Raw genomic sequence first — 21688 nt, forward strand, 5'->3', positions numbered from 1 at the left:
ACGTGACAGTGATGACCACGGGCCGCAGTGCTGGCAAGCTGGCCGCCATGGCGGAAGCGGCGGGTGAGACGGGGATCCGGGAGCTCCTGGCGAGGTGGCTCGCGGCGGAGGACCCGGCCGACAGGGGGGAGCGCGCGGGGAACGACGACGCGCTCCCCGGCGACGACGGCGACCTCGCCGCCGGTGGGTGGGCGGTGCCCCCGGCCACCGGGGCGGAGGTGGTCGAGGCCGCCTGGCGGCTGGCCGTGGCGGGGCTGGAGGACGGACCGCGGACGAGGGCCCCGGACGGACTGTGGATGGTCGCCGAGGCCCTGGTGGTGGACGAGCACCCCTCGGCGTCCGGGTGGACGCCGCTGGAGCGGGCCGAGGCGGTGGAGTGGGTCGCGCTCCTGCTGCACCGCTTCGGCGAGGACGGCGTGACGATGCTGACGGCGGATCTGGTCCGGGGCCGGGCGGACGGTGACGGCCCGGGTCCGGCCCCGCGCCCGGCCGGCGGCCCGGCCCCGGGCACCGGCAGGTCCTCAGACAGGCTCTAGCGCGGCCAACCGCACCTCCAGCTCGTGCACCACCGTGGTGTCGCCGAGCCGCCCGTACAGCCGGCGGGCCGAGTGCAGGGTGCGGACGGCCTCCGGGGCGCGGCCGCCCGCCAGCAGGAAGTCCGCGTAGTGGCGTTCGGCCACCGCGTGCAGGTGGACGGTGCCCGCGACCCGGCAGCGTTCCAGGGTCTGCTGCCAGACCTCCTCCGCCGCCGTGCGGCGGTCGAGGAGTTGGAGGGCGTGCGCCTCGTTGATCATCGCCGACAGGTGGAAGACGGCCAGCGGGTGGTCGGCGAGCAGCGCGCGGGCGTCCCGGGCCCGGTGCAGCGCCCGCCCGGGTTCGCCGGCGAGGCCGTACAGCCCGGCGGTGTTGCTCAGCGCGTACGGCGCGTGCTCGGCCAGGCCGTGCCGCTCGGCCAGCGCGATCGCCTGCTCGCCCAGGCGTACGGCCTCCGCCGGTCGCCCGTCGGCCGCGGTGGCCGTGGCCAGGACGGTGAGGGCCTGCACCCGGACGGTGTCGCCGGACCCGACGGTGCGGTCGACCGCGCGGCGGGCCAGCCGGTGGGCCTCCGCGGTGCGGCCGCTGCCGCCGAGCGCCCGGGCCGTGACCGCCTCCATGGAGGCGACGGCGGCCGGGTCGCCGGTGCGGGCGGCGGCGGCGAGCCCGACCCGGAGGCAGGTCAGCCGGTCCGTGCGGCGGCCGGCGCCGTAGTAGAGGCAGTCGGCGCGGTAGGCCAGCTGCCAGGAGCGGCGGTGGTCGCCGCGTTCGGAGGCCGCGGTGACCAGGCCGCGGACGGTGGGTTCCGCGGCCTGGAACCAGTCGAGCGTGGCGGGCACGGTGGGCAGGTGCGGCCACCCGGCGGGGTCGGCGCCGAACGGCGGGGCGACGGCGGGCGCGGGGCGGTGGGTGGCGTGGGCGGGACCGGGCTGGAGCAGTGCGGAGCTGCGGGCCACCACCGCGAGGTAGTGGTCGGTCAGGGCCGCGGTCGCGGCGGCGCGCTCGGACGCGGGCCGCTCGTCGAGGAGTTCGGCCCCGTACAGCCGGACCAGGTCGTGGCGGCCGTAGCGGCCGGGGGCGGTCTCGGTGAGCAGGTGGTGCGCGGCGAGCGCGCCGAGCGCGAGGCGGGCCTCGGCGGCGCCGGTGCGGAGCAGGGCGGCGGCGGCGTGGGCGTCCGTCTCGGGCCCCGGGTGGACGGCGAGCAGGGCCAGCAGACGTGCGGCGGACGCGGGAAGGTGGCGCAGCGTCAGATCGAGCGCGGTCCGGACGCTGGCCGTGCCCCGGGTGTCCAGGGCGCGCAGCCGGGTGCTCTCGTCGGCGAGTTCGGGCAGCAGGTCGGCGATCGCCCAGCCGGGCCGGGCGGCCAGCCGGGCACCGGCGATCCGCAGGGCGAGCGGCAGTCGGTCGCAGAGCTCGGCCAGCCGGCCGGCGGCCTCCGGCTCGGCGGCCACCCGGGCGGGTCCGATCAGGCGCTCCAGCAGGCGCCGCGCGTCCTCGGCGGGCAGGGCGCCGAGGCGCAGCAGGGCGGCGCCCTCGGTCACCACGAGGTCCTCCAGCGAGCTGCGGCTGGTGACGACCGTCGCGCACGCCGGGCCGGTCGGGAGCAGCTCGGTGACGTCCTGCGCGTCGCGGACGTTGTCCAGGACGACCAGCAGCCGGCGGCCGTGCGTCAGCGACCGGTAGAGCGCGGCGCGGGCGGCCGGATCCTCCGGCAGCGAGCCCTCGGGGACGCCCAGCGCGCGCAGGAACCGGCCGAGGACGGCGGTCGGTTCGGCGCGCGGGCCCGGGCCGAAGCCGTTCAGGTCGGCGAAGAGCCGCCCGTCCGGGAAGGCGGCGGTCGCGTCGTGCGCCCACTGCACCGCGGCGGCCGTCTTGCCGGTGCCGGCCGGGCCCACCAGGACGGCGAGGCCGCCGCCGGGGCGTTCGCCTCCGCACTCGGCCTCCAGCCAGCGGCGTTCGGTCGACCGGCCGACGAAACCCGATATCCGGCGCGGGAGTTGGTCCGGGCCGGGGCCGGGGCCGGGGCCGGGGTTGGGGTTGGCGGTGGGGCCGGGGTTGGCGGTGGGGCGGAGCGGGGTCGGCGGCCGGACGGCGGGCGTGCGGGCCGGGAACGGGACCGCGGCCGGCTGCCGCGCGGGCGGGACCGCGCAGGCGGAGAGGCCGGCCGACCCGGCCGCCCGGGGGCGGACGCGGCCGGTCGTGCCGGTTGTTCCGGCGGCGCCGGCCGTGCGTTCGGGACGACCGGTGACGCGCACGGCGGTCGAGGGCGGGCGCCTTCCCGGCTCGTCGGCGAGGATGTCGGCCACCGCCGACCGCAGCGCGCGCCCGGGGCCGACGCCGAGCTCCGCGGCCAGCCGGCGGCGCGTGCGGTGGTAGACGGTCAGCGCGTCGCAGGGCCGCCCGGCCTGACGGAGGCAGAGCACCAGCAGGGCGGCCAGCGGCTCGTTCCACGGGTCGGCTTCGAGCGCGCGGTCGAGTTCCGGTGCGGCGTCGGGGCCGAGGCCGAGCCGGAGCAGCCGTTCGCTCCAGGCCTCCAGGGCCCGGGTCCGCACCTGGCGGAGGCGGTCGGCGAGCACGTCGCGCAGGTCCGTCTCGGGCAGGTCGGCCAGGGTCGCGGGGCCGTGCCAGAGGTCCAGGGCCCGGCGGAGCAGTCCGGCGGCGGACTCGTCGCCGTCCGGGACGGCCACCTCGGTGGCCCGCGCGACCAGCCGCTCGAACAGCAGGGCGTCCACGGATTCGGCCGGGCCGTCCAGCCGGTAGCCGGGGGCGCGGGTCGACAGGACGAGCTTCGAGCCGGCGAGCAGCTTGCGCAGCGCGGCGATGTGGCCCTGGAGCGCGGCCCGGGCCCGGGCGGGCGGTTCGTCGCCCCAGAGCAGTTCGAAGAACCGCTCGACCGGGACGGTGCGGCCGAGTTCGAGCGCGAGCAGGGCCAGCGCGGCGCGCCGTTTGGCGCCGGCGGGCTCGACGGCGCGGCCGTCCGCAGCCTGCAGTTCCACCGGACCCAGCAGTCGAACGAACAACGGATCCTCCCAGGTGAGAGCGGTCGGCGGAGATCTCCGTCCCTGTGCGGGGCGCAGTCTAGCCACGCCCGGGGAACGGTTCCGGCCCGTGGCCGTTCGGCCACGGAGCGCCTGGGGACCGCCCTTTCGGGGGATTGACGGGAGCCGGTCAGCTGGGCTTCGGGCAGGCGTCGGCGGTTGTTCTCCTGAAGTTCATTGACGATCCATCAGGGAAACGCGGTCGCGGACGCGGCGCGATCGGGACGGGCGGAACGGCGGCGCCCTGCGTGGACGGCGGTCGTGGCGATCCCGGGCCGTCCGTCCGGCGGGTGCGGGGCGGCTCGCGGAGCCGGTCGGACCGGGGACCGTCCGGCGGGGTGGGGGAGGCGCCGGACGGCGGGGGCGCACGCGGGGCGCTTGCCCGTCGAGGGCGGTGCGCGGGTCCGATCGGCCGGCAGCTGTGCGCGATGGGGAGGCGCGGATTGCCTGAAGGGGAAGCCGGGCCGGTGGCCGCCGGGATCGGCCGTGCAGGTCCGGGCAGGTCCGTGCAGGTCCGGGCACGCGCCACGGGAGAGCGCAGGGCGGTCGGCCCAAGGGGTGGGGCCCGGGGCGGGCCGGTGGAGGTGGTGCGGGTGGGGCAGGGCTGCTCGTGTTGAGCTCAACGGCCCGCATGCGGTCCCGGGTTCACCGGCGGCCGGACGGGCGGACGGCCCGCGCGGGTCCGCGCCCCGGCGCCGCCGTCCGCGGGCGGGGCGGAGCCGGGTGCCGCCGCGGGCGGTTCGCGCGAGGGGGTCCAGGGCTGGCCGGTGAACCCCGGCCGGAAGGCGCACCGTCGAGCAGGGTGCGGGGCCGGGACGGTCCCGCGATCTCCGACCCCTGGGAGGGCGACCATGCTGCGAATGAACGGGCCGCTGCGGATCACGGTGCTCGACAAGGACGCCGCCTTCGAGCAGCGCGCGGTGGTGCGCACCCCGTACGGCACCTCCGTGCTGGAGGGCCGGACCGGCGCCTCCCTCGACGTGCGGGCCGAGGAGTGGGAGCTGGAGCTGGAGCACTGTGTGCCCGGCGTCGGCTGGCGGCCCAACGTCCGGGTGCTGCCCGGTCCGTGGCAGACCTCGCGGAGCGGCCTGCGGAGCAGGATCCTGCGCAGCAAGGACTGCGACTGGCCGAACGGCGACCCGGCCGAGCGGAACTTCGTCCTGCGGCTGTCCTCGACGGTGGCCGAGCTCCGGCGTGACGCGTCGTCCGCCGCCGAGGAGGTGGGCCCGGCGACCTCGGAGGGCCAGCGGACCAGCTCCGGTCCGGGCCTCGGCGCGGGCGGGCGATCGTCCGACTCCGGGGGTGCCGTCGTCGGTGGCTCCTGGGGCGGGTACCCGGCCGGGTCGGCGGAGCGGCCCGTGGTGTCCGCCGTTCCGGCGGAGTCCGGTGCCGTGACGGCGCAGCGCCGGGCGGTGGGCGCCGGCGAGCCGGTTCGTCCGGCAGGTGAGGCCGTCCGGGGCGTGGCCGCCCGGGGCGTGGCGCCCACGCCCGCGATGCCGTTGGCGGAGGGCGTGTTGGTGCCTGCTCTGCGGGTCGGCTCGCCTGCCGGTGGCGTGCTGGGGACGGCCGTGGCCGTCGAGGCGTCGCGGCTCCCGGCCGGCCGGGGGGTGCCCGCGGAGCGCTGCACTCCGGTGGGCCGGGCGGAGCCCGGCGAGGCCGTCCGCCCGGCGGTGTCGGGCGGACCGGCGACCTCGGGCGGTCCGGCCGGCCTCGGCGTCCCGGCGGAGACCGCCGCGCGGGCCGGGGACCGGCGGGCGGCCGTCGCGGACGACGGGCCGGGGGAGGCGCGGGCGGCGCCGTCCTGGCCCCGGTGACGTCATCGGCCGGCGGTGCCTCCGGAGCGGCGTGACTCCGGAGGCACCGCCGGCCGGCGGGCGCTACCCGTCGATGTGGAAGGACTGCCCGTACACCTTCCAGCGCAGCGGGGTGTGGAGGTCGAGGTTGCCCGCCTCCAGGAAGACGCGCTGGGCGGTGTCGACGCGGCTGGTGTCGGAGTGGGCGGCCTCGGTGCGCATGGCGGCGGCGCGGGCGTCGAGGAAGGCGGCGAGGTAGGTCTTCTCGTCACCGCCCTGGGCCGGGGGCTTGGCCTTGCGCAGCGCGGCGGCCCGGATCCCGCCGAAGCTGTCGGAGCTGTTGCCCGGCCCGTGCATGACGATGGCGTCGTAGTAGGCGAGTTGGCCGAGGGCGTGCAGGCCGTCGGACTTGGCCTGGGCGACGGCCGGGTCGAAGTAGACGCGGTCGCGTTCGTCCTCCTGGGCCTTGCGGAAGGTCGGGTCCTGGACGGCCCGCTTCCAGTCGGCGGTGAAGTCCGGGTCGAGCCCGGCGTGGGAGCCGGACCCGTCGAGCTTCTCCAGGGCGGGGAGGTACTTGGCGAGCACGTTGTCGGGCTTCAGCGTGCGGTAGTGGCGGACGAGTTCGAGCATGTCGCCGGTTCCGGAGCAGAAGCCGACGATGCCGGCGGTGTAGCCGCGGCCGTCCTTGATGTCCTCGATGTAGCCGAACTGGGCCTTCCAGTCGAGCGACGAGTTCTCCGCGCTGGAGACGATCTGCTGGGCGAGGTCCTTGAGGGACGGGTCGGTGAGGTCGCCGGTGGCGGGACCGGAGGGGCGGCCGGTCGGCTTGGTGGTGGGGCTGCCGGTGGGGTCGCCGCCGGGCTTGGCGGCGGGCTGGGTGGTGCGGTGGGGCCGGCCCCTGCCGTCGGCCGGCGGGACGGTCGCGGCGGACGGGGACGCGGCGGAGGGGGACGCGCTGGGTGGGGTCGTCGGTGCGGGTGCGGCGGCGGCCGGGAGCGCGGGGAGCACCGCGGCCAGGAGGAGAGCGGTCAGGGCGGGCGGCACTGCGGCTCGGGTGGGCCGGGTCGGCATCGGGGCTCCGGGGTCGGCGGGGCGGGCGTCTGCGGGTCGGGCGTCTGCGGGTCGGGCGTCTGCGGGTCGGGCGTCTGCGGGTCGGGCGGGCGCCGGTGGCGTCCGCCTGGGGAACGGGTGCCGGGCGCCACCGGGTTCACCGCGGTGCGGTGGCCTCCGGAGGTCCGGCGGCGCCCACGGGCTCGGCGGGGTCGGGGAGTTCGCCGTCCGGGTACTCGGGGCCGGGGTGCCCGGACGGCCGGCGGGCACCGGCCTCCGGCTCGACCCCCGGGGTGAGGAGGAAACGCTCGGGGGACTCCGCCCGGGGCCGCTCGGCCGGGGGCATCGCCGCACGGCGCTCCAGCCACGACCGCAGCCTGGTGAGGGCGCTGCGATCGCGCTCGGCCGGGTCGCCGCCGGTTTCGCGCAGGAGGACGCCGGCCGGCCGGTCGGCCTCGGCCGCCACCGTGCCGACGACGGTGAACGCCGTACCGGGCGCGAACACCGCCTGCGGCAGCCCGTCGCCGGAGTCGAAGACGGAGGTGCGCCGCCCGGTGGCCGACCACACGAGGAACTCGACGGAGCAACCCGGCAGCTCCGCCCCGGCCGCGGCCAGTCCGGCCAGCGGCGCGGGCTCCCGGAACTCCAGGCCGGCCGGATAGAGGGCGAGGACGGACTCCGGGTCCAGCGCGGGGTCCGCGCCGAGCAGCACCGCGCCGTGGTGGCTCGGGAGCCGCCGCAGGCCGGAGCCGAGGCATCGGAGGAACGGCCTCAGCGCCGGGTCGCCGGAGCGCGCGGCGGTCACCAGGTCCGCGCGTGTCGCGGGGATGCCCGCGCCGTCGTGGTGGAGCAGGACGGCGGCCAGGTCGGGCTTGAGGTCGTCCTTCGAGGTGGACCGCAGGCCGGGCAGCCGGGTGGCGAGCTGCTCCAGGCGGCCGGTGCAGCGGTGGTAGTGCTCGCCGAGCAGCGTGCGGACGGCGTCCCGGTCGGCGGGGGAGCTGGCGGTGACCGGGGGCGGGTACTCGTCGGTGCGGAAGAGCCGGGCCGGCGGAGGGCCGACGGGCGTCTCGGGCGTCGTGCCGCCGGGCGGCGTGCCTTCGGGTGTGCCTTCGGGCGTGCTGCGGGGGGACGGGACGGCGGGTGGTCCGGCCTCGGGCGCGGCTTCGGGCCCGGCCTCGGCGGCGGACTCCGGCAGGCCGGCGCGGGGCGGTTCGGTGCCCTCCGGTCCGCCGACGGGCACCACCGGGGAGGACGCCTCGCCGGCGGACGACTCGGCGGCGGACGCCCCCTCGCCCGGTTCCGCGGTGGCCGGCGGGTCCTCGGTCCGGCCCAGGAGCTCGTCCGGCTCCGGTACGGCGGTGGTGTCCGGCCCCTCCTCGTCCGCTCCGTCCTCGTCCGGCCCGTCCTCGTCAGGCCCGGTGGGCGGCTCGACCGGAGGGACCTCCGGCACCCGGAAGAGACCCGGGGTGCCACCGCTGGTCGCGGTGCGGGTGAGCGGTTCGGCCGGCCGGGGCCACGGATCGGCGTTCGATCCCGCCACGGCAGCGGCGGTGCCGCTCCCGCCGGCCGCCGACCCGGCGGGGTCGCCGACCGGACCGGCGGCCGGGTCCCGGGCCGGGTCGCCGGTCGAGGACGAGGTCCGGCGGGAGGGGGCCACCGCGGCGGAGGTGCCGGTGGCGGGAGCGGAGGTGGCCCGGACGGGTGTGGGCAGGGGGACGGGTGCGGGCGCCACCGGCTCGGACTCGGCGGGCGCCGGTCCCGCCGCCTCCGGCCGCACCGGCGCCTCGGAGCCGGTGAGCGGCTCGGGGCCGGCCTGCGCCGCCGCCGGGGCGGGCCCGAGGGCGGCCGTCGCCGTGGGGGCGGGAACGGCCGGGGTGCCGGCCGGTCCGGTGGCGAGCCACTCCGGGCGGGCGGCCGTGGCCGGTCGCTGCGGGCGGCCCGTGCCGCCGATCCCGTAGGCCACGGGTGCCACGGCGGGCGGCCCGGTGAGGGGCTGCTCCGCCCCGAGCCAGTCCAGCTCGTGCATCCGGGCGACGAACCGGGCGACCCGCTCGGCGGACGGCTCCAGCAGACCGTGCGCCAGCAGCCCGAACCCCTCGGCGCCGACCGCCGGGAGCCTGTCGAGCAGGGCGCCGAGCTCCTCGAACACGTCGGGCGGGATCGGGCGGTCGCGCTCCCCGACGATCAGCAGCGGGCGGGCCGGCTCGGGCCGCCGGAACCGAGGGGTGAGGACGTGCGGCGGTTCGGGGCGCAGCCAGAGACCGGCCGGGACGGCCTCCAGGACCCAGAAGGGGAACGCCTCGAAGACCGCCGGACCGGCGGTCTTCCAGTCGGCGCCGCCGTTGCGCCACGCGGCGGGGGTGGTGGGGCGGCCGGGGGCGGTGGCGAGGCGCAGCAGGAAGGGTTCCCAGCCGGCCCGGCCGTGCCGGTCCAGGATCCGGGAGGTGGGGCCGCCCGGGCCGAGGACGGGCAGGCCGATCGCGGCCTGCACCGGACGCGCCGTCCTGGCCGCCAGCGCGCCGGTGAGCGCGGCCAGCTGGTCGGGGGCCGCCCACGGGGCGCTGACCAGCGGCCGGTCGGTGCCCAGCGGCAGCGAGAGCACGGCGTCCGCGAAGTCGTCCGGCAGCAGGACGGGCCGGTCCGGGGTGCCGATCAGGAGGACGGTGTGGCCGGGCGGCGCGGCGGCCAGCCCGAGGTCGGGGAGCGGCCCGCCGGTCCGGGACGCCGGGTCGGTGAGCCAGAAGCCGGTGGGGAGCCGGAGGATCCGGACGGCGTCGCCCCGGGACCCGGCGGTGAGACCGTCGGCGCGTCCGGCCGGACCGTGCAGGACGGCGGGTGCGGCGCCGGAGGCGGTCGTCGGGCTCCCGACCGCCGTCGCGGCGCCGATGGTCTCGCGGACCCGGCGGGGCGGCGCCCCGGCCTCGCACCGCCACCAGGAGGCGGCTTCGGTCGCGCCCTCGGGGCTGGTGACCTTGAGGTTCCCGGCGGGGGTGATCTCCACCAGGCCGTCCGGCGCGACGACCGGCAGGCCCGCCCGCTCTGCGACGATCTCCGCCGGACGGCGGCCGTTGGGGGCGAGCGCGGCCAGCCCGGAGGCGGCGAGGACCAGGCTGCCGGCGCCGCGGGCCCGGGCGACCACGCCGAGGTCCGCCATCCGGTCGCGCAGGACCTTGGCCGAGTCGGGGGCGGCGGCGACCACGACGACCGCGTCCGGGACGGGCCGGAGCGCGCCGATGGCGGCCGACAGCTCGTCGTCGCGGGCGGTGGCCGGGGCGATGACGAAGTGCGGGCCGACCGGGCGGAGCACGGAGGGCGCCGGCACCGGGGCCGCCGACGCCGAGGGCAAGGGCGACAGCGCGGTGGACGGTGCCGACGCGGTGGAGGGCGGCGGGGCGGTCCCGGCGGCCGGGGCGGGCGCGCCGGCCTCGCCCGCGGGCAGCGCACGGCGCGGCCCGCGCCGGAGGGCGAACCGGCGGCGGGGTTCGGCCGGCGGCGCGGGGTCGCCGGAGGGCGTGCCGGTGCGGGAGAGGCTCATCGCCTTGGACTACGGGCGCCGCCGGGCGGCCGGTTCACCGCCGCGCGGGGCGGGCGGTCCGCCCGCCGCCCGGCGGCGGTCACCCGGCCGCCCCGTCGGCCCCGGCGTCCGGCTCCGCGACCAGGGCGGTCTGGAGCTGGACCGTCCGCCGCCGGGTGATGTGCAGGGCCCGGCCGGGCGGCAGCTGGCGCGGCTTGACGTTGCCGAAGATCGTGCCCTCGCTGGGCGGGCAGGAGAGCAGCGTCACCGGGGTGTTGATGTCCTGGAGCCGGCGCAGCACCGGATCGGAGTAGGCCCGCCCGATCCCGTTGGCGGCGCGGGCGATCACCAGGTGCAGGCCCAGCTCGGAGCCCTGGGCGAGGTGTCCGAGCAGCGGTTCGAACGGGTTCGGCCCGGAGGCCGGGACGAGGTCGAGGTCGTCGACGATCACGAACAGTTCGGGCCCCGTCCACCAGTCGCGCAGCCGCAGCCGGGCCGGGCTGATGTCCTCGCCCGGAACGCGGGCCTCCATCGCCCGGGCGGCCCCGGAGACGATCTGCTTGACCACGTCCACCGAGACGGCGTAACCGAGCCGGTACTCCTCCGGCAGGCTGTCGTAGAGGTCGCGCCGGAAGTCGATCAGCATGATGCGGGCCTCGGCGGGGGTGTACGCGGTGGTGATGGCCTTGATCATCAGCCGCAGCAGGTTGGTCTTGCCGCTCTCGCTGTCGCCGACCACCAGCAGGTGCGGGCTCTCCTCGAAGTCGTGCCAGAGCGGCGCGATGGCGGTGTCCTCCAGCCCGAGCGGGACCCGCAGCCGCCCCTCGGGGGCGGGCAGGTCGGCGGCGTCGAGCAGCAGCGGCAGCATCCGGACCTCGGGGGCGCGGGGGCCGGTCCAGTGCTCGTTGACGGCGTCCACCAGGTCGGCGACGCCCTCGGCGAGGTCCTCGGTCGTCCCGACGCCGTCGATCCGGGGCAGCGCGGTCAGGAAGTGCAGGCGGTCCTCGGTGAGACCCCGGCCGGGGATCCGGGGGACGGTCGCCGCGGCCCGCATGTTGATCATCGAGTCGATCGAGTCACCGAGCCGCAGCTCGAAGCGGGTGCCGAGCTGGTCGCGCAGGCCGCCGAGGATCTCGCCCCAGCGGGCCGCCGCGATGACGAGGTGGACGCCGTAGTTCAGACCGCGTCCGGCGATCAGGTTGAAGACGGAGACGTAGTCGGGGAAGTCCTGGCGCACGGTGTTCCAGCCGTCGACGACCAGGAACACGTCCCCGTACCGCTCGTCGGCCAGCTCCGGGTCCCCGGCGGCCCGCCGCCGGCGGAACGTCGTCATCGAGTCGATGCCCAGCCGGGCGAAGCTCTGCTCGCGGCGGCTGATCACCCCGGCCACCTCGGCGAGCGTGCGGCCGATCCGCTCGGGGTCGTGCCGCCCGGTGACGCCGCCGAGGTGCGGCAGGCCGCGCAGGGCGGCCAGCGTGCCGCCGCCGAAGTCGAGGCAGTAGAACTGCACCTCCTGCGGCGTGTGGGTCAGGGCCAGCGCGGTGACCAGCGTCCGCAGCAGGGTGCTCTTGCCGCTCTGCGGGCCGCCCGCGATGCCGACGTGGCCGCCGGCGCCGGACAGGTCGGCCGTGTAGATCTCGCGCAGCTGCTGGAACGGGCGGTCGACCACACCGACCGGGACGGTGAGCCGGCCCCGGTCGGGCCACCCGTCCGGGGTCAGGCCGTGGGCCTCGCTCGGGGCGAGCGGCGGGAGCAGCTCGTCCAGGGTCGGCGGGACCTCCAGCGGCGGCAGCCAGACCTGGTGGGCGGGCGGTCCGGCGTCGAGCAGCCGCTCGGCGGCCAGCTCCAGCAGGGTGACGGTGGCCTCCTCCTCGCGCGCCTCCGGCTCGATCGGCTCCGGCGCGGGCCGGTTGGGCGTCACGTACGCGGTGTCGTACGGGACGATCTGCCCGGCGGCCGCGGCCTGCTGGGCGGCGCCGCGCCGGCTGCGGTAGGGGCCGGACACGTAGGACGCCTTGAAGCGGGTGAGCGTGGCGATGTCGCTGCGCAGGATGCCGTTGCCGGGCTGCGAGGGGAGCTGGTAGGCGTCCGGCACGCCGAGCACGCCGCGGCTCTCCATGGCGGAGAAGGTCCGCAGCGCGATCCGGTAGGAGAGGTGGGACTCCAGCGCGTGCATCCGGCCCTCGTCCAGGCGCTGTGAGGCGAGCAGCAGGTGGACGCCCAGGGACCGGCCGAGGCGGCCGATCATGATGAACAGGTCCATGAAGTCGCGGTGCGCGGAGAGCAGTTCGCTGAACTCGTCGACGACGACGAACAGCGTCGGCAGCGGGTCGAGCTGGGTCCCGGCGGCCCGGGCGGCCTCGTAGTCCAGCAGCGAGCTGTAGTTGCCGGAGGCGCGCAGCAGCTCCTGGCGGCGGTTCATCTCGCCGTGCAGGGCGTCGCGCATCCGGTCGACCAGGGCGGCCTCGTCGGCGAGGTTGGTGATCACCGCCGAGGTGTGCGGCAGCCGGTCCAGGCCGAGGAAGGTCGCGCCGCCCTTGAAGTCGACCAGGACGAAGTTGAGCGTCTCCGAGGAGTGGGTCAGCGCGAGCGCGAGGACGAGGGTGCGCAGCAGTTCGGACTTGCCGGAGCCGGTGGCGCCGATCAGCATGCCGTGCGGGCCCATGCCGCCCTGCGCGGACTCCTTGAGGTCGAGGTCGACGGGGGAGCCGTCGGCGCCGAGCCCGAGCGGGACGCGCAGCCGGCTCGTCCGCCCGCGGTCCGCCCAGGCCCGGCGGACGTCGTGCTGGTGGAGGTCGCGGATGCCGAGCAGGGCGGTCAGGTCGAAGTCGGTGTTCAGCGGCTCGGCGGTGTCCACCGAGTCGCCCAGCCGGAAGGGCGCCAGCGTGGTGGCGAACCGGCGGACGGCGGGCACCTCCAGCGCGTCCGGGCGCCCGAGCGGGGTGACCTCGTCGTTGCGGTTGCGGTCGGCGCCGACCAGTTCCAGCTCGCCGTCGGTGATCCGCAGCCGCAGCCGGAACCGGTTGTGCTTCCACTCCAGCGCCTCGCCGACGTCCAGCAGGACGGCGTTGCGGTAGCCGGCCAGCGCGGCCCGGCTCCCGGAGGACAGCCGCACGCCGTCGAGCACGATCACCGTGAACGGCTCGTCGCGCGCGGGCTGCGCCTCCGGCTCGTACGGCGGGCGCTCGGCGAACTCCGGCCCCAGCAGCTGCTCCAGCTCCACCATCGAGCCGGCCACCAGGCGGACCGGCCCGGCACCGTCGGTCTCGGTCGGGTGCAGGGCGTGCGGCAGCCACTTGAGCCAGGACCAGTCCGCGCGTCGCTCGGGCGCGACGGCGGCGGCGATCCGCAGCTCGTCCGGGGCGTGGAAGAAGGCGAGCTGGGCGAGCATCGCCCGGGCCAGCGCGCGGGCCGGCTCCCGATCGGGCTCGTCGGCTCCGCCGTCGTCCTGGTCCTCCGGGGCGGCGCACCGCACCAGCACCTGGGCGTAGCCGCGCACGTGCACCGCGATCGGCTGCCCGGCGATCGACCCGTACGCGTGGATGAAGCGGCGCAGCGCGTGCGCGCAGAGCGGCTCCAGGTCCTCGATCGGCTTGGTGGCCAGCGGGGCCAGCCGCACCGCCAGCCGTTGCGGCCCGGTCGCGATCCGTACGTCGCCGAAGTCCGGGTGGGAGGAGCGCCGCTCCCAGAGCCGGGAGGTGCGCACCAGTGAGGCGAGCGTGCCGGGCCCGGGGTGGCGCCAGGCCAGCGCCAGCCGCTGGTTGACGACGTGCCGGCGGACCTGGCGGCGCATCTGGGCGAGGTAGCGCAGGTAGTCGCGGCGCTCCCCGCGCAGCTGCCGCTTGCGGTCCCCGGAGCTGCGGATCAGCTGGGTCACCAGCATGCCGACCGCGGAGAGGCCCATCATGCCCATCGCGACGTACTGGAGCGGCCCGCCCCCGCCGTTCGGGTTGAGGAAGATCATCACCATCGAGAGCGAGCTGAGCGCCATCGGGGCCATCGTGAGCATCTGGGAGATCCCGCTCTGCGGCTCCGGCAGGCCGGGCGGCTCCTGCAGCTGGATCTCCCCGTCCGGCATCTCCGGTCCGGGACGCCGGGGCGGACGGTCGACCACGACCACACTCAACGGGGTTCTCCTCTCACTGCGCCTCCCCGGGGCGGGCGGACCGCCGGGCGGCCCGGCCGGGACCCGCCCGGACCGGGTGGCGGCGGCACGGGGACCGCACCCTGGCCTACGGCCCGCACTCCGCGCGCGGTTCACCGGGCCCGGCGGACGGCCGGGCCCGGCCCGGTGAACCGCCGGGCCCCCGCCGCCCGTAGTGGCCTGTGGGAGACCGGCCAGGCCCGGCCCGGCGGAGGAGGGGCACGACAGGTGAGCGGTGCAGTGGCGGCGACCGGACTGTGCAGGCTGAGATTCCGCGCACCCGAGGCCGCGTTCGAACTGGCCGTGCCCGGGGACGTCGTCCTCGCCGACCTGATGCCGACCGTGGTCGGCTACGCGGGCACGGCCGTCGAGGAGAGCGGCGTCGAGCACGACGGCTGGGTGCTCCAGCGCCTCGGCGGCGAACCCTTCGACGAGGAGCTCACCCTGGAGGCCCTCGCCGTCCGCGACGGCGAGGAGCTGTTCCTGCGCCCGCGCCGGGACGCCCTGCCGGAGGTGCACTTCGACGACCTGGTGGACGGCGTCCGCACCGGCGTGATCGCCCGCGGCGACTCCTGGCGCCCCGCCGTCACCCACCACCTGGCCCTCGCCCTCACCCTGCTCGCGCTCGTCGGCGGCCTGCTGCTGCTGGCCCTGCCCGGACCCGAGGGCGTGCGCTGCGTCTGCGCGGCCGTCGCCGCCCTGCTGCTGTTCGGTGGCGCCGCCGCGGCCTCCCGCGCGGTCGGCGACGCGCCGGCCGGCACCGCGCTGGGCACCGCCGCCGTCGCGTACGCGGCCGCCGCGGCCGCGCTGGTGCCCGGACTCGACGGCCCGACCCGGCTGCTCGCCGGCGGATCGGCGGCGGTGGGCGGCGCGGTGGTGGCGCTGGTCGCGGTCGGCGGCGGCGCGTTCTTCCCCGGCCTGCTGGTGGCCGCCGTGCTCGTCCTCGGCGCGGGGGCGCTGGCCGCCTGCGGCATGGCCGTCACCGGCATCGCCGCGCTGGTCGCCGCCGCCGCGGTGCTGCTGGGCGCCTTCGTGCCGGGCCTCGCCTTCAAGCTCTCCGGCCTGCGGCTGCCCGCGCTGCCCCGCAACGCCGACGAGCTCCAGGAGGAGATCGAGCCCTTCCCCGCCGAGGACGTGCTCGCCCGGAGCACGGTCGCCGACGGCTACCTGTCCGCCTTCCTGACGGCCGTCGGCGCCGTCTGCGCGGCGGCGCTCGTCGTCCTGGCCGGGGTCGGGGACACCGGCTGGGGCACACCGGTGATGGCCGCCGACCTGTCGGCGCTGCTCCTGCTGCACGCCCGGGACATCGGCAGCATCCGCCAGCGGCTCGCCGTGCTGCTCCCCGGCGTGCTGGGCCTGACCCTGCTGGCCGCGCGGATCGGCCTGGACAGCGACCGCACGGGGCGGCTCGTGCTGTTCGCCGTACTGCTGCTGGCCGCCCTCGGGCTGGCCGTCGTCGCCTGGACCGTCCCGGGGCGGCGCCTGCTGCCGTACTGGGGCCGGGCCGGCGACCTGACGCACTCGCTGGCCGCCATCGCGCTGCTGCCCCTCGCCCTCCAGGTCCTCGGCTTCTACCGGACCATGCGGGGGCTCGGCGGCTGAGCCGCCCCCGACAGGGGCCCGCCCGGCCGGGGCCCACCGCACGGGCCGACGACGGCCGGGCCCGCCGTCCGTACCGGCCGCCACGCCCCGCAGGAGGACCACCGCATGCAGTCCCGCCGTGACCAGGTACAGGCCCACCTCTTCGTGACGGGCCGGGTCTCCGCCGGCATGCTGCGGGCCGAGCCGGACGCCCCCGACAGCCCGGTCGGCCGGACCAACCGGGGCATCGCCATCGGTCTGGCGATCGCCCTGCTGGTCGGCGTCGGCGCGGGCGTCTACGGACTGGTCAAGCCCGGCGGCGCGACCGGCTGGCGCAAACCCGGCACCGTGGTGGTGGTCAAGGAGACCGGCACCCGTTACCTCTACGCCGGCGGGCTGCTGCACCCCGTCCTGAACCAGGCCAGTGCCCGGCTGCTGGCGGGCGACCAGCTGAAGGTCGACGAGGTCTCCCGCCGCTCCCTGGAGGGCACCGACCGGGGCGGCCCGGTCGGGATCGTCGGAGCCCCCGACGGCCTGCCCGCGCCCGCCTCGCTGGACCGCTCCGACTGGCTCGCCTGCACGGTCCAGGCCGTCGGCGCGTCCGGGGGGAGGCCCGCGCCGCTGCTCTCGCTCGCCGTCGGCTCCCGGCCGGGGAACGGCTCCATCGGTGACCGGGCCGTGCTGGTGGCCGCCCCCGACGGCGCCCCGCAGCTGCTCCGGTACGGCCGCCGCCACGCGCTGGACGTCCAGGGCGGCGCCGTGCGCGCGCTCGGCTACACGGCGGCCGTGCCCGTCCCCGTGACCGCGGCCTTCCTCCAGACCTTCGCCGCCGGGCCCGACCTGCGCTCCCCGGACCTGCCGGGCCGGGGCACGGCCGGGCCCGACCTCTCCGGACGGCCCACCAGGGTCGGCCAGCTGTTCGCGGGCAGCGGTGAGGACCGCTTCGTCCTCACCGGCCAGGGGCTGGTGCCGGTCGGCGCCACCCTGCTCGCCCTCCTCCAGGGCGACCCGCGCACCCAGAAGGAGTCCTACGGCGGCGGCGCGGTGGCCACCGCCCCGGTCGGCGCCGCCGACCTCGCCGCCCACTCCGCGCCCACCGCCGTCACCGCCGAACTCGCACCGGCCGGCCTGCCCGAACGGCCCCCGGTGCTGGCCGCCCCCGGCCCCGGGCAGGCACTCTGCGCCGGGCTGCCCGCCGCCGGTGCGGGCGAGGTCGACCTGCGGATGCCGGACGCCACCGCCGTCCTCGGCCTGCCGCCGGTGGCCGAGCCGGGCGTCGTCCCCAGCTGCACCCCCGCCGACCGGATCGTCGTCCGGCCCGGCGGCGGCGCGCTGGTGCGGTCCCTGTCCGGGGGCGGTCAGGGCTCGACGCTGTACCTGGTCACCGACAACGGGGTGCGGTTCCCGATGACCCCGGACGCCGTCGAACGCCTCGGCTACGCCGGGGCCGCCCCGGTGGCCGTCCCGAGCCGGCTGCTGGCGCTGCTGCCGGCCGGACCGAGCCTGGACCCGGCGGCGCTCACCGGGACGGGGCTCGTCCAGCCGCCCGCGACGGACGGCAAGTGCGCGCGCTGAGGCGGTCCGCCGCCGTCCGCGGGGGGCGCTGAACCGGCCGGACCCCCGGGGCCGTTCAGCCTGGTGGGCCCGCCCGTGCGGCGGGCCCGGCAGAGAGACGTCCGACGCGAGAGGGACCGCGATGGCCAACAGCACGAACCCGAATGCCGTCACGAAGGCGGATCCGGCCTCCATCCAGGCCGTGAAGAGCACCATCGAGTCGCAGATGGGGGTCATGGAGGGCGTCAAGCGGGACATCGACATGAGCATCCAGGAGCTGGAGACCAAGTTCCAGGCCAAGTCGAGTGTCGTCTTCGTGCAGAAGATCGGGGACTGGCAGCGGAAGTACCAGGAGGTGATCGGCCTCTACAACGACTTCCTGGGCAAGCTGGCGGCCGGTGAGAACACCTTCAACGCCGCCGAGGAGAACGCCCTGTCGGTCGCCAACAAGAGCCCCGACGGGTACGACCCGATCAAGGACGCCCTGAACCCGCCCAAGTAGGCGACCGAAACCGAAGTCCCACCGGCCCGGGCGCGCTGCCCGGCCGTTCCCCCTCTCCAACGAAACGGGAGTCAGCGAAGTGTTCGTCGAGCACGCGGGCGTCGAGGCCGCCATCCAGTACCTCAGCGACACGGCCGAGCGGATGGAGGACGCGATGCGCATCACCAAGCAGAAGCTGGACAGCTTCTACGGCGGTCCCCTCCTCGGTGTCTTCTCCACCGCCGCGGAGAACCTCTCCGAGGCCCTCCGTACGAAGGACGGGGTGATGATCGGTGACATCAACTCCGCCACCCAGGACCTCGCGAAGATCCACCACATCCTCTGGAGCGCGGACTTCGAGGCCGGCCGGGGCATCGGCTGACGACCGACGGACGGGACTGACACGCCATGGCAGGCAACGAGTCCGGTGACGGAAACGGCGTCACCAAGATCACCGAAGGCTATGTCGCGGACTTCGCGAACCAGAAGCTCCAGGCACTCATCGACGGGTTCACGCAGAACTCGTACGTCCTCGACATCGGTCTCTACGCGACCGACGGCGGCACGACGAGCACAGGACGCCCGTCGCACCTGCTGGCGGGGAACCCGAGCGCGAGCGCTCCGTCCGTCGGGCTCCTCGCCACCGCGTTCAAGAACTACTTCGGCGCGGTCAACGCCGGCTTCGGAACCATCAACAAGCAGGCCACGGACATGAAGCTGGACCTCAAGGATGCCGACCTCATCCTGCAGAACGGCGAGGAGGACGCCATCAGCGTGGCCGAGCTGATGTACCTGCTCAACAACGTCGTTCCCGGCGCCGGGGGCCGCTGACCCCGGCCGCAGTGCCCTCACGCGGGCCGGTCCAGGCGCAGGCCGGCCCGCACCACCGACCCTCCGGGGCCGATCCGATCCGACCGCGCCGGTCCAGTCGAAGGGGTTCACCGTGGGCAAGTACGAGGACGCCGTCGCGATCTTCGCGTCGTCGACCCAGACCAGTCTCGTCGACCGCGGCGCGGTCGCCGGTAAGGACGTCAAGTGGACGCCCGGCGACGGGATGGGGGACGCGACCGTCTACCACGAGTGGAAGACGTCCGACAGCAAGGGTATGCCGCACGACGCCTGGTGGGGGTGGAACTACCACTTCACGTACGAGAATGAGGACTACCGCGGCAGTTACGTCTACGGGATCAACTTCGACTACTCGACCCTCAACGCGGGCTCGCCGTTCGACCGGTGGCAGCACGAGTTCCTCAAGATCATCAGTCCGTTGCGGAATCCGCCGTTCGCCAACGACCGGTTCGACGTGGCCGCCTTCGGGCGCGTGGCCGAGGCCCACGAGCGCGCCTCCAAGTTCCTCGAGGAGTGGGTCACCAGGAGCAAGACCTGGGTCGACGAGGTCGACGCCCCGGACGGGGACTGGCAGGGCAGTGCCGCAGGAGCGTTCCACACGGTGCTCGGTGCCTTCCACGGCGAGATCGCCAGCTTCCAGCGCCAACTGGCGGACAACGGCGTCAAGAATGCGCTGGGCGGGATGGTCAATCCTCTGCTGGACGTCCTGTCCACCCTGGAGATGGCTTTCCACCAGTGGCGCCAGATGCGACTGGCCCACCCCGCCAACGCCCTCCAGGACGCCGTGGCCGACGCCTTCAAGGACGCCACGGTCGAGGTCCGCTGGCGGAAGGACACGGTGGCCAAGGCCACCTACGACGCGAACCTCAAGTCGAGCGACATCGCGTCCGCGGACGGGCACGGGGACCTGACCTTCAAGGTGACCGCGTCCCCGTTCGGTGACCCGCAGACGAAGGAGTTCTGGGAGAAGGTCGTCGTCCGGGGCAAGGAGATCTGGCTGGCCAACCTCGATCGGCCGCTGGACAACGAGGCGGGTAGAGCGCTGATCTTCCTCGAATCGGCCTACACCAGACTCCTGAACCAGATGAACAGCAACCACCCCCGGGTCGCCCTGCGGATGCCGCCGCCCGTCCCGCCGAAGGTGGACGCCCCGCCCGGCGGGAGCGGCGGGGGCGGCACCGGCGGCAAGGACGACCTCAACCTGAAGAACGACCTCGGCGGCGGCGGCCCCGGCAACAAGGAGTTCAAGCTCGACGGCGGCGCCGGGGGCGGTGGCACCGGCGGCAGCGGATCCGGTGGCAGTGGCACCGGGGGCATCGGCGGGATCGGCGGGAACACCGGCGGCGGTGGCGGTGGGGGCACCAAGCCGCCCACCAGCCTTCCCGGCGGCGTGAAGCCGCCCGAGATCGTCACCGGCGGCGGCAGCGGCGGCAGCGGCCCGATCCTCCCGGGTGGCGGAACGACCCTGCCGGGCGGCGGGACGGGCAGCCCCGGCCCGGGCGTGCACGTCCCCGACCTGCTCGGCGGCATCGGGAGCGGCGGCCCCGGGAGCGGCAGCTGGACCGGTGGCGTCGGCGGCGGAACCGGCGGCTCCGGCGGCCGGAACGTCGTGGTGCCGACCGGCTCCCGGGTCACCGAGGACGGCCGGGTGGTGGACGGCGAGGGCCGGCCCGTCCTGGACAACCGCGGCAACCCGATGGTGGTCGGCCGGGACTACACCATCGCCCCGGACGGCACCCTCCTGGACGGCCGCGGCAACCCCGTCTCCGAGAGCCGGCAGATCATCGACGACCTCGGCCACAGCTACCTGAGCACCGAGGACGACCTGCTCGCGCCCAACGACTTCGGCCTCGGCGCGTCGGGCCTCGGCGGTGTCGGCCTGCTCGGCTCCGCCGGCGGCGGCTCGGGCGGGTCCCTCCTCACGGGACCGGGCGGGATCTCCCCGATCACCGGCGCCGTCGGCGGGACGAGCGCGCGGGGCCTCGCCGCCGGCGGCGACCCGAGCGGACTGAAGGCCGCGGCCGAGGCGGCCACCGAGCGCATGGCGGCCGAGCGCGCGGCCCGCGCCGCGGCGGCCGAACAGGCGGCGCTGACCGGCCGCCAGGTGGCCACCAGCTCCGGCGGCGCCATGCCGCCGATGATGCCGCCCGGCATGGGCGGCGGCGCCGGTGCGGGCGGCAACGAGAAGGACCGCCAGCGCACCACCTGGCTGGCCGAGGACGAAGAGGTCTGGGGCACCGAGAGCGGAGCCGTCGAGGGCGTCATCGGCCGCTGAGACCGGGGCCACCGACGCCGGTGCGCCGGACCGACAGGGCCGGCGCACCACCCCGACCGGAACGAAACGACGAGGAAGCACGACACATGAGCAATCCCTTCGCGGACCAGATCGCCCAGACCATGGAGGCGATGCGCGACCAGCTCGCCAAGGCCGAGGAGACGCAGGCGGAGCTGGAGAAGCTCACCGCCTCCGTCACCTCCAAGGACCGCCTGGTGACGGTGAAGGTCGGCCCCCAGGGCCAGGTCCTCGCGCTGACCTTCCACACCACCGGCTACCGGGACAAGGCCCCGGCCGAACTCGGCGCGCTGCTCACCGACCTCCTCAACGAGGCCCGCGCCAAGGTGGGGGAGCAGGTCGCCGCCCGGATCCGGGAGTTCGAGGGCATCGGCGACACCCTGCGCCTGTCGATGACCGGCGGCAGCGACCTGGACGACCTGCTGGAGCCGCTGTGGGCGATGCGCCCCGGCTACGCGGACGACGTCGAGAAGAAGAAGACCCGCAAGCAGGAGGAATTCGGTGGCTGACGCCAACGTGCTCGCGAAGACCGAGTACATGAAGAAGGCCTTCGCCGAGTTCACCGAGCTCAAGAACCTCCTGAAGGAGATCGAGGCCGAGGTCGAGATCATCAACCGGGTCAACAAGACGGTCGGCGGCAGCGACGAGATCGGCAAGCAGTACCACGAGCAGATCGACGACCCGACCACCAACCTGACCGAGCTGATCAAGAAGGTCCGTGAGGTGGTCGGCACGGTCGGCGAGAACGGCGAGAAGCTCGCCGACAAGCTCGACCGCGCCGACGACCTCGCCACCGAGATCGCCAACCACGGCTAGCCGTCAGGTACCGGCAGGCTTCGCACCACCCCTGGAACGAC

Annotated in this window: 14 protein-coding genes; 10 read left to right on the forward strand and 4 right to left on the reverse strand. The window is 76.4% G+C overall.

The genetic code is table 11. The annotated features are described in order from the left end of the window. Window positions 1-2 precede the first annotated feature (2 nt). Window positions 3-536: a hypothetical protein gene (locus PUR56_RS40550; RefSeq protein WP_329952654.1), complete on the forward strand. Its 534-nt coding sequence runs from the start codon at window positions 3-5 to the stop codon at window positions 534-536. On the opposite strand, the gene PUR56_RS40555 is transcribed toward PUR56_RS40550, so the two are convergent. Beyond that, entirely contained in the window at window positions 522-3554 is a 3033-nt protein-coding gene (locus PUR56_RS40555) for an AfsR/SARP family transcriptional regulator (protein ID WP_329952655.1), read from the reverse strand. The genes PUR56_RS40550 and PUR56_RS40555 overlap by 15 nt on opposite strands. An 869-nt stretch (window positions 3555-4423) precedes the next feature. On the opposite strand from PUR56_RS40555, the gene PUR56_RS40560 reads away from it, so the two are divergent. Then, window positions 4424-5386 (forward strand): hypothetical protein, encoded by a 963-nt coding sequence (locus PUR56_RS40560; RefSeq protein ID WP_329952656.1) that lies wholly within the window; start codon window positions 4424-4426, stop codon window positions 5384-5386. 63 nt (window positions 5387-5449) lie between these two features. Here the strand turns inward: PUR56_RS40560 and PUR56_RS40565 are convergent, their stop codons facing one another. From PUR56_RS40565 to eccCa, 3 genes are all read right to left on the reverse strand, one after another. After that, window positions 5450-6436 (reverse strand): chitosanase, encoded by a 987-nt coding sequence (locus tag PUR56_RS40565; protein WP_329884397.1) that lies wholly within the window; start codon window positions 6434-6436, stop codon window positions 5450-5452. Window positions 6437-6572: 136 nt separating this feature from the next. Continuing rightward, the gene (locus PUR56_RS40570; protein WP_329952657.1) at window positions 6573-9950 is read right to left on the reverse strand and encodes a hypothetical protein; all 3378 of its coding nucleotides are present in this window, start codon (window positions 9948-9950) and stop codon (window positions 6573-6575) included. Window positions 9951-10029: 79 nt separating this feature from the next. Continuing rightward, the gene (eccCa, locus tag PUR56_RS40575; protein WP_329884427.1) at window positions 10030-14007 is read right to left on the reverse strand and encodes a type VII secretion protein EccCa; all 3978 of its coding nucleotides are present in this window, start codon (window positions 14005-14007) and stop codon (window positions 10030-10032) included. Window positions 14008-14301: 294 nt separating this feature from the next. On the opposite strand from eccCa, the gene eccD reads away from it, so the two are divergent. The 8 genes from eccD to PUR56_RS40615 all read left to right on the forward strand — a co-directional run bounded on the left by eccD (window position 14302) and on the right by PUR56_RS40615 (window position 21647). Then, window positions 14302-15675: a type VII secretion integral membrane protein EccD gene (gene eccD, locus PUR56_RS40580; protein ID WP_329884401.1), complete on the forward strand. Its 1374-nt coding sequence runs from the start codon at window positions 14302-14304 to the stop codon at window positions 15673-15675. Between the two features lie 105 nt (window positions 15676-15780). Next, a complete protein-coding gene (gene eccB / locus PUR56_RS40585) occupies window positions 15781-17229 on the forward strand; it encodes a type VII secretion protein EccB (protein ID WP_329952658.1) in 1449 nt (482 codons plus the stop codon). Window positions 17230-17350: 121 nt separating this feature from the next. Then, complete coding sequence (locus PUR56_RS40590) at window positions 17351-17710, forward strand: WXG100 family type VII secretion target (protein WP_329884406.1); 360 nt, start codon at window positions 17351-17353, stop codon at window positions 17708-17710. A 79-nt stretch (window positions 17711-17789) separates the two neighbouring features. Further along, complete coding sequence (locus PUR56_RS40595; RefSeq protein WP_329884408.1) at window positions 17790-18071, forward strand: hypothetical protein; 282 nt, start codon at window positions 17790-17792, stop codon at window positions 18069-18071. Window positions 18072-18097: 26 nt separating this feature from the next. Further along, on the forward strand, window positions 18098-18520 hold the full coding sequence (locus PUR56_RS40600) for a hypothetical protein (protein WP_329952659.1): 423 nt from the start codon (window positions 18098-18100) through the stop codon (window positions 18518-18520). Window positions 18521-18632: 112 nt separating this feature from the next. After that, window positions 18633-20813 carry a hypothetical protein gene (locus tag PUR56_RS40605; RefSeq protein WP_329952660.1) on the forward strand — a complete coding sequence of 727 codons (2181 nt, stop codon included), beginning with the start codon at window positions 18633-18635 and terminating at the stop codon, window positions 20811-20813. Between the two features lie 86 nt (window positions 20814-20899). Then, window positions 20900-21340 carry a YbaB/EbfC family nucleoid-associated protein gene (locus tag PUR56_RS40610; RefSeq protein WP_329884414.1) on the forward strand — a complete coding sequence of 147 codons (441 nt, stop codon included), beginning with the start codon at window positions 20900-20902 and terminating at the stop codon, window positions 21338-21340. Next, window positions 21333-21647, forward strand: a complete 315-nt coding sequence (locus PUR56_RS40615) for a hypothetical protein (protein ID WP_329884416.1) — start codon at window positions 21333-21335, stop codon at window positions 21645-21647. Before PUR56_RS40610 ends, PUR56_RS40615 begins: the two co-directional genes overlap by 8 nt. The last annotated feature ends 41 nt before the right edge of the window (window positions 21648-21688 follow it).

Source organism: Streptomyces sp. BE303 (genome assembly GCF_036290945.1).
In the GTDB taxonomy this organism is placed as follows: domain Bacteria; phylum Actinomycetota; class Actinomycetes; order Streptomycetales; family Streptomycetaceae; genus Kitasatospora.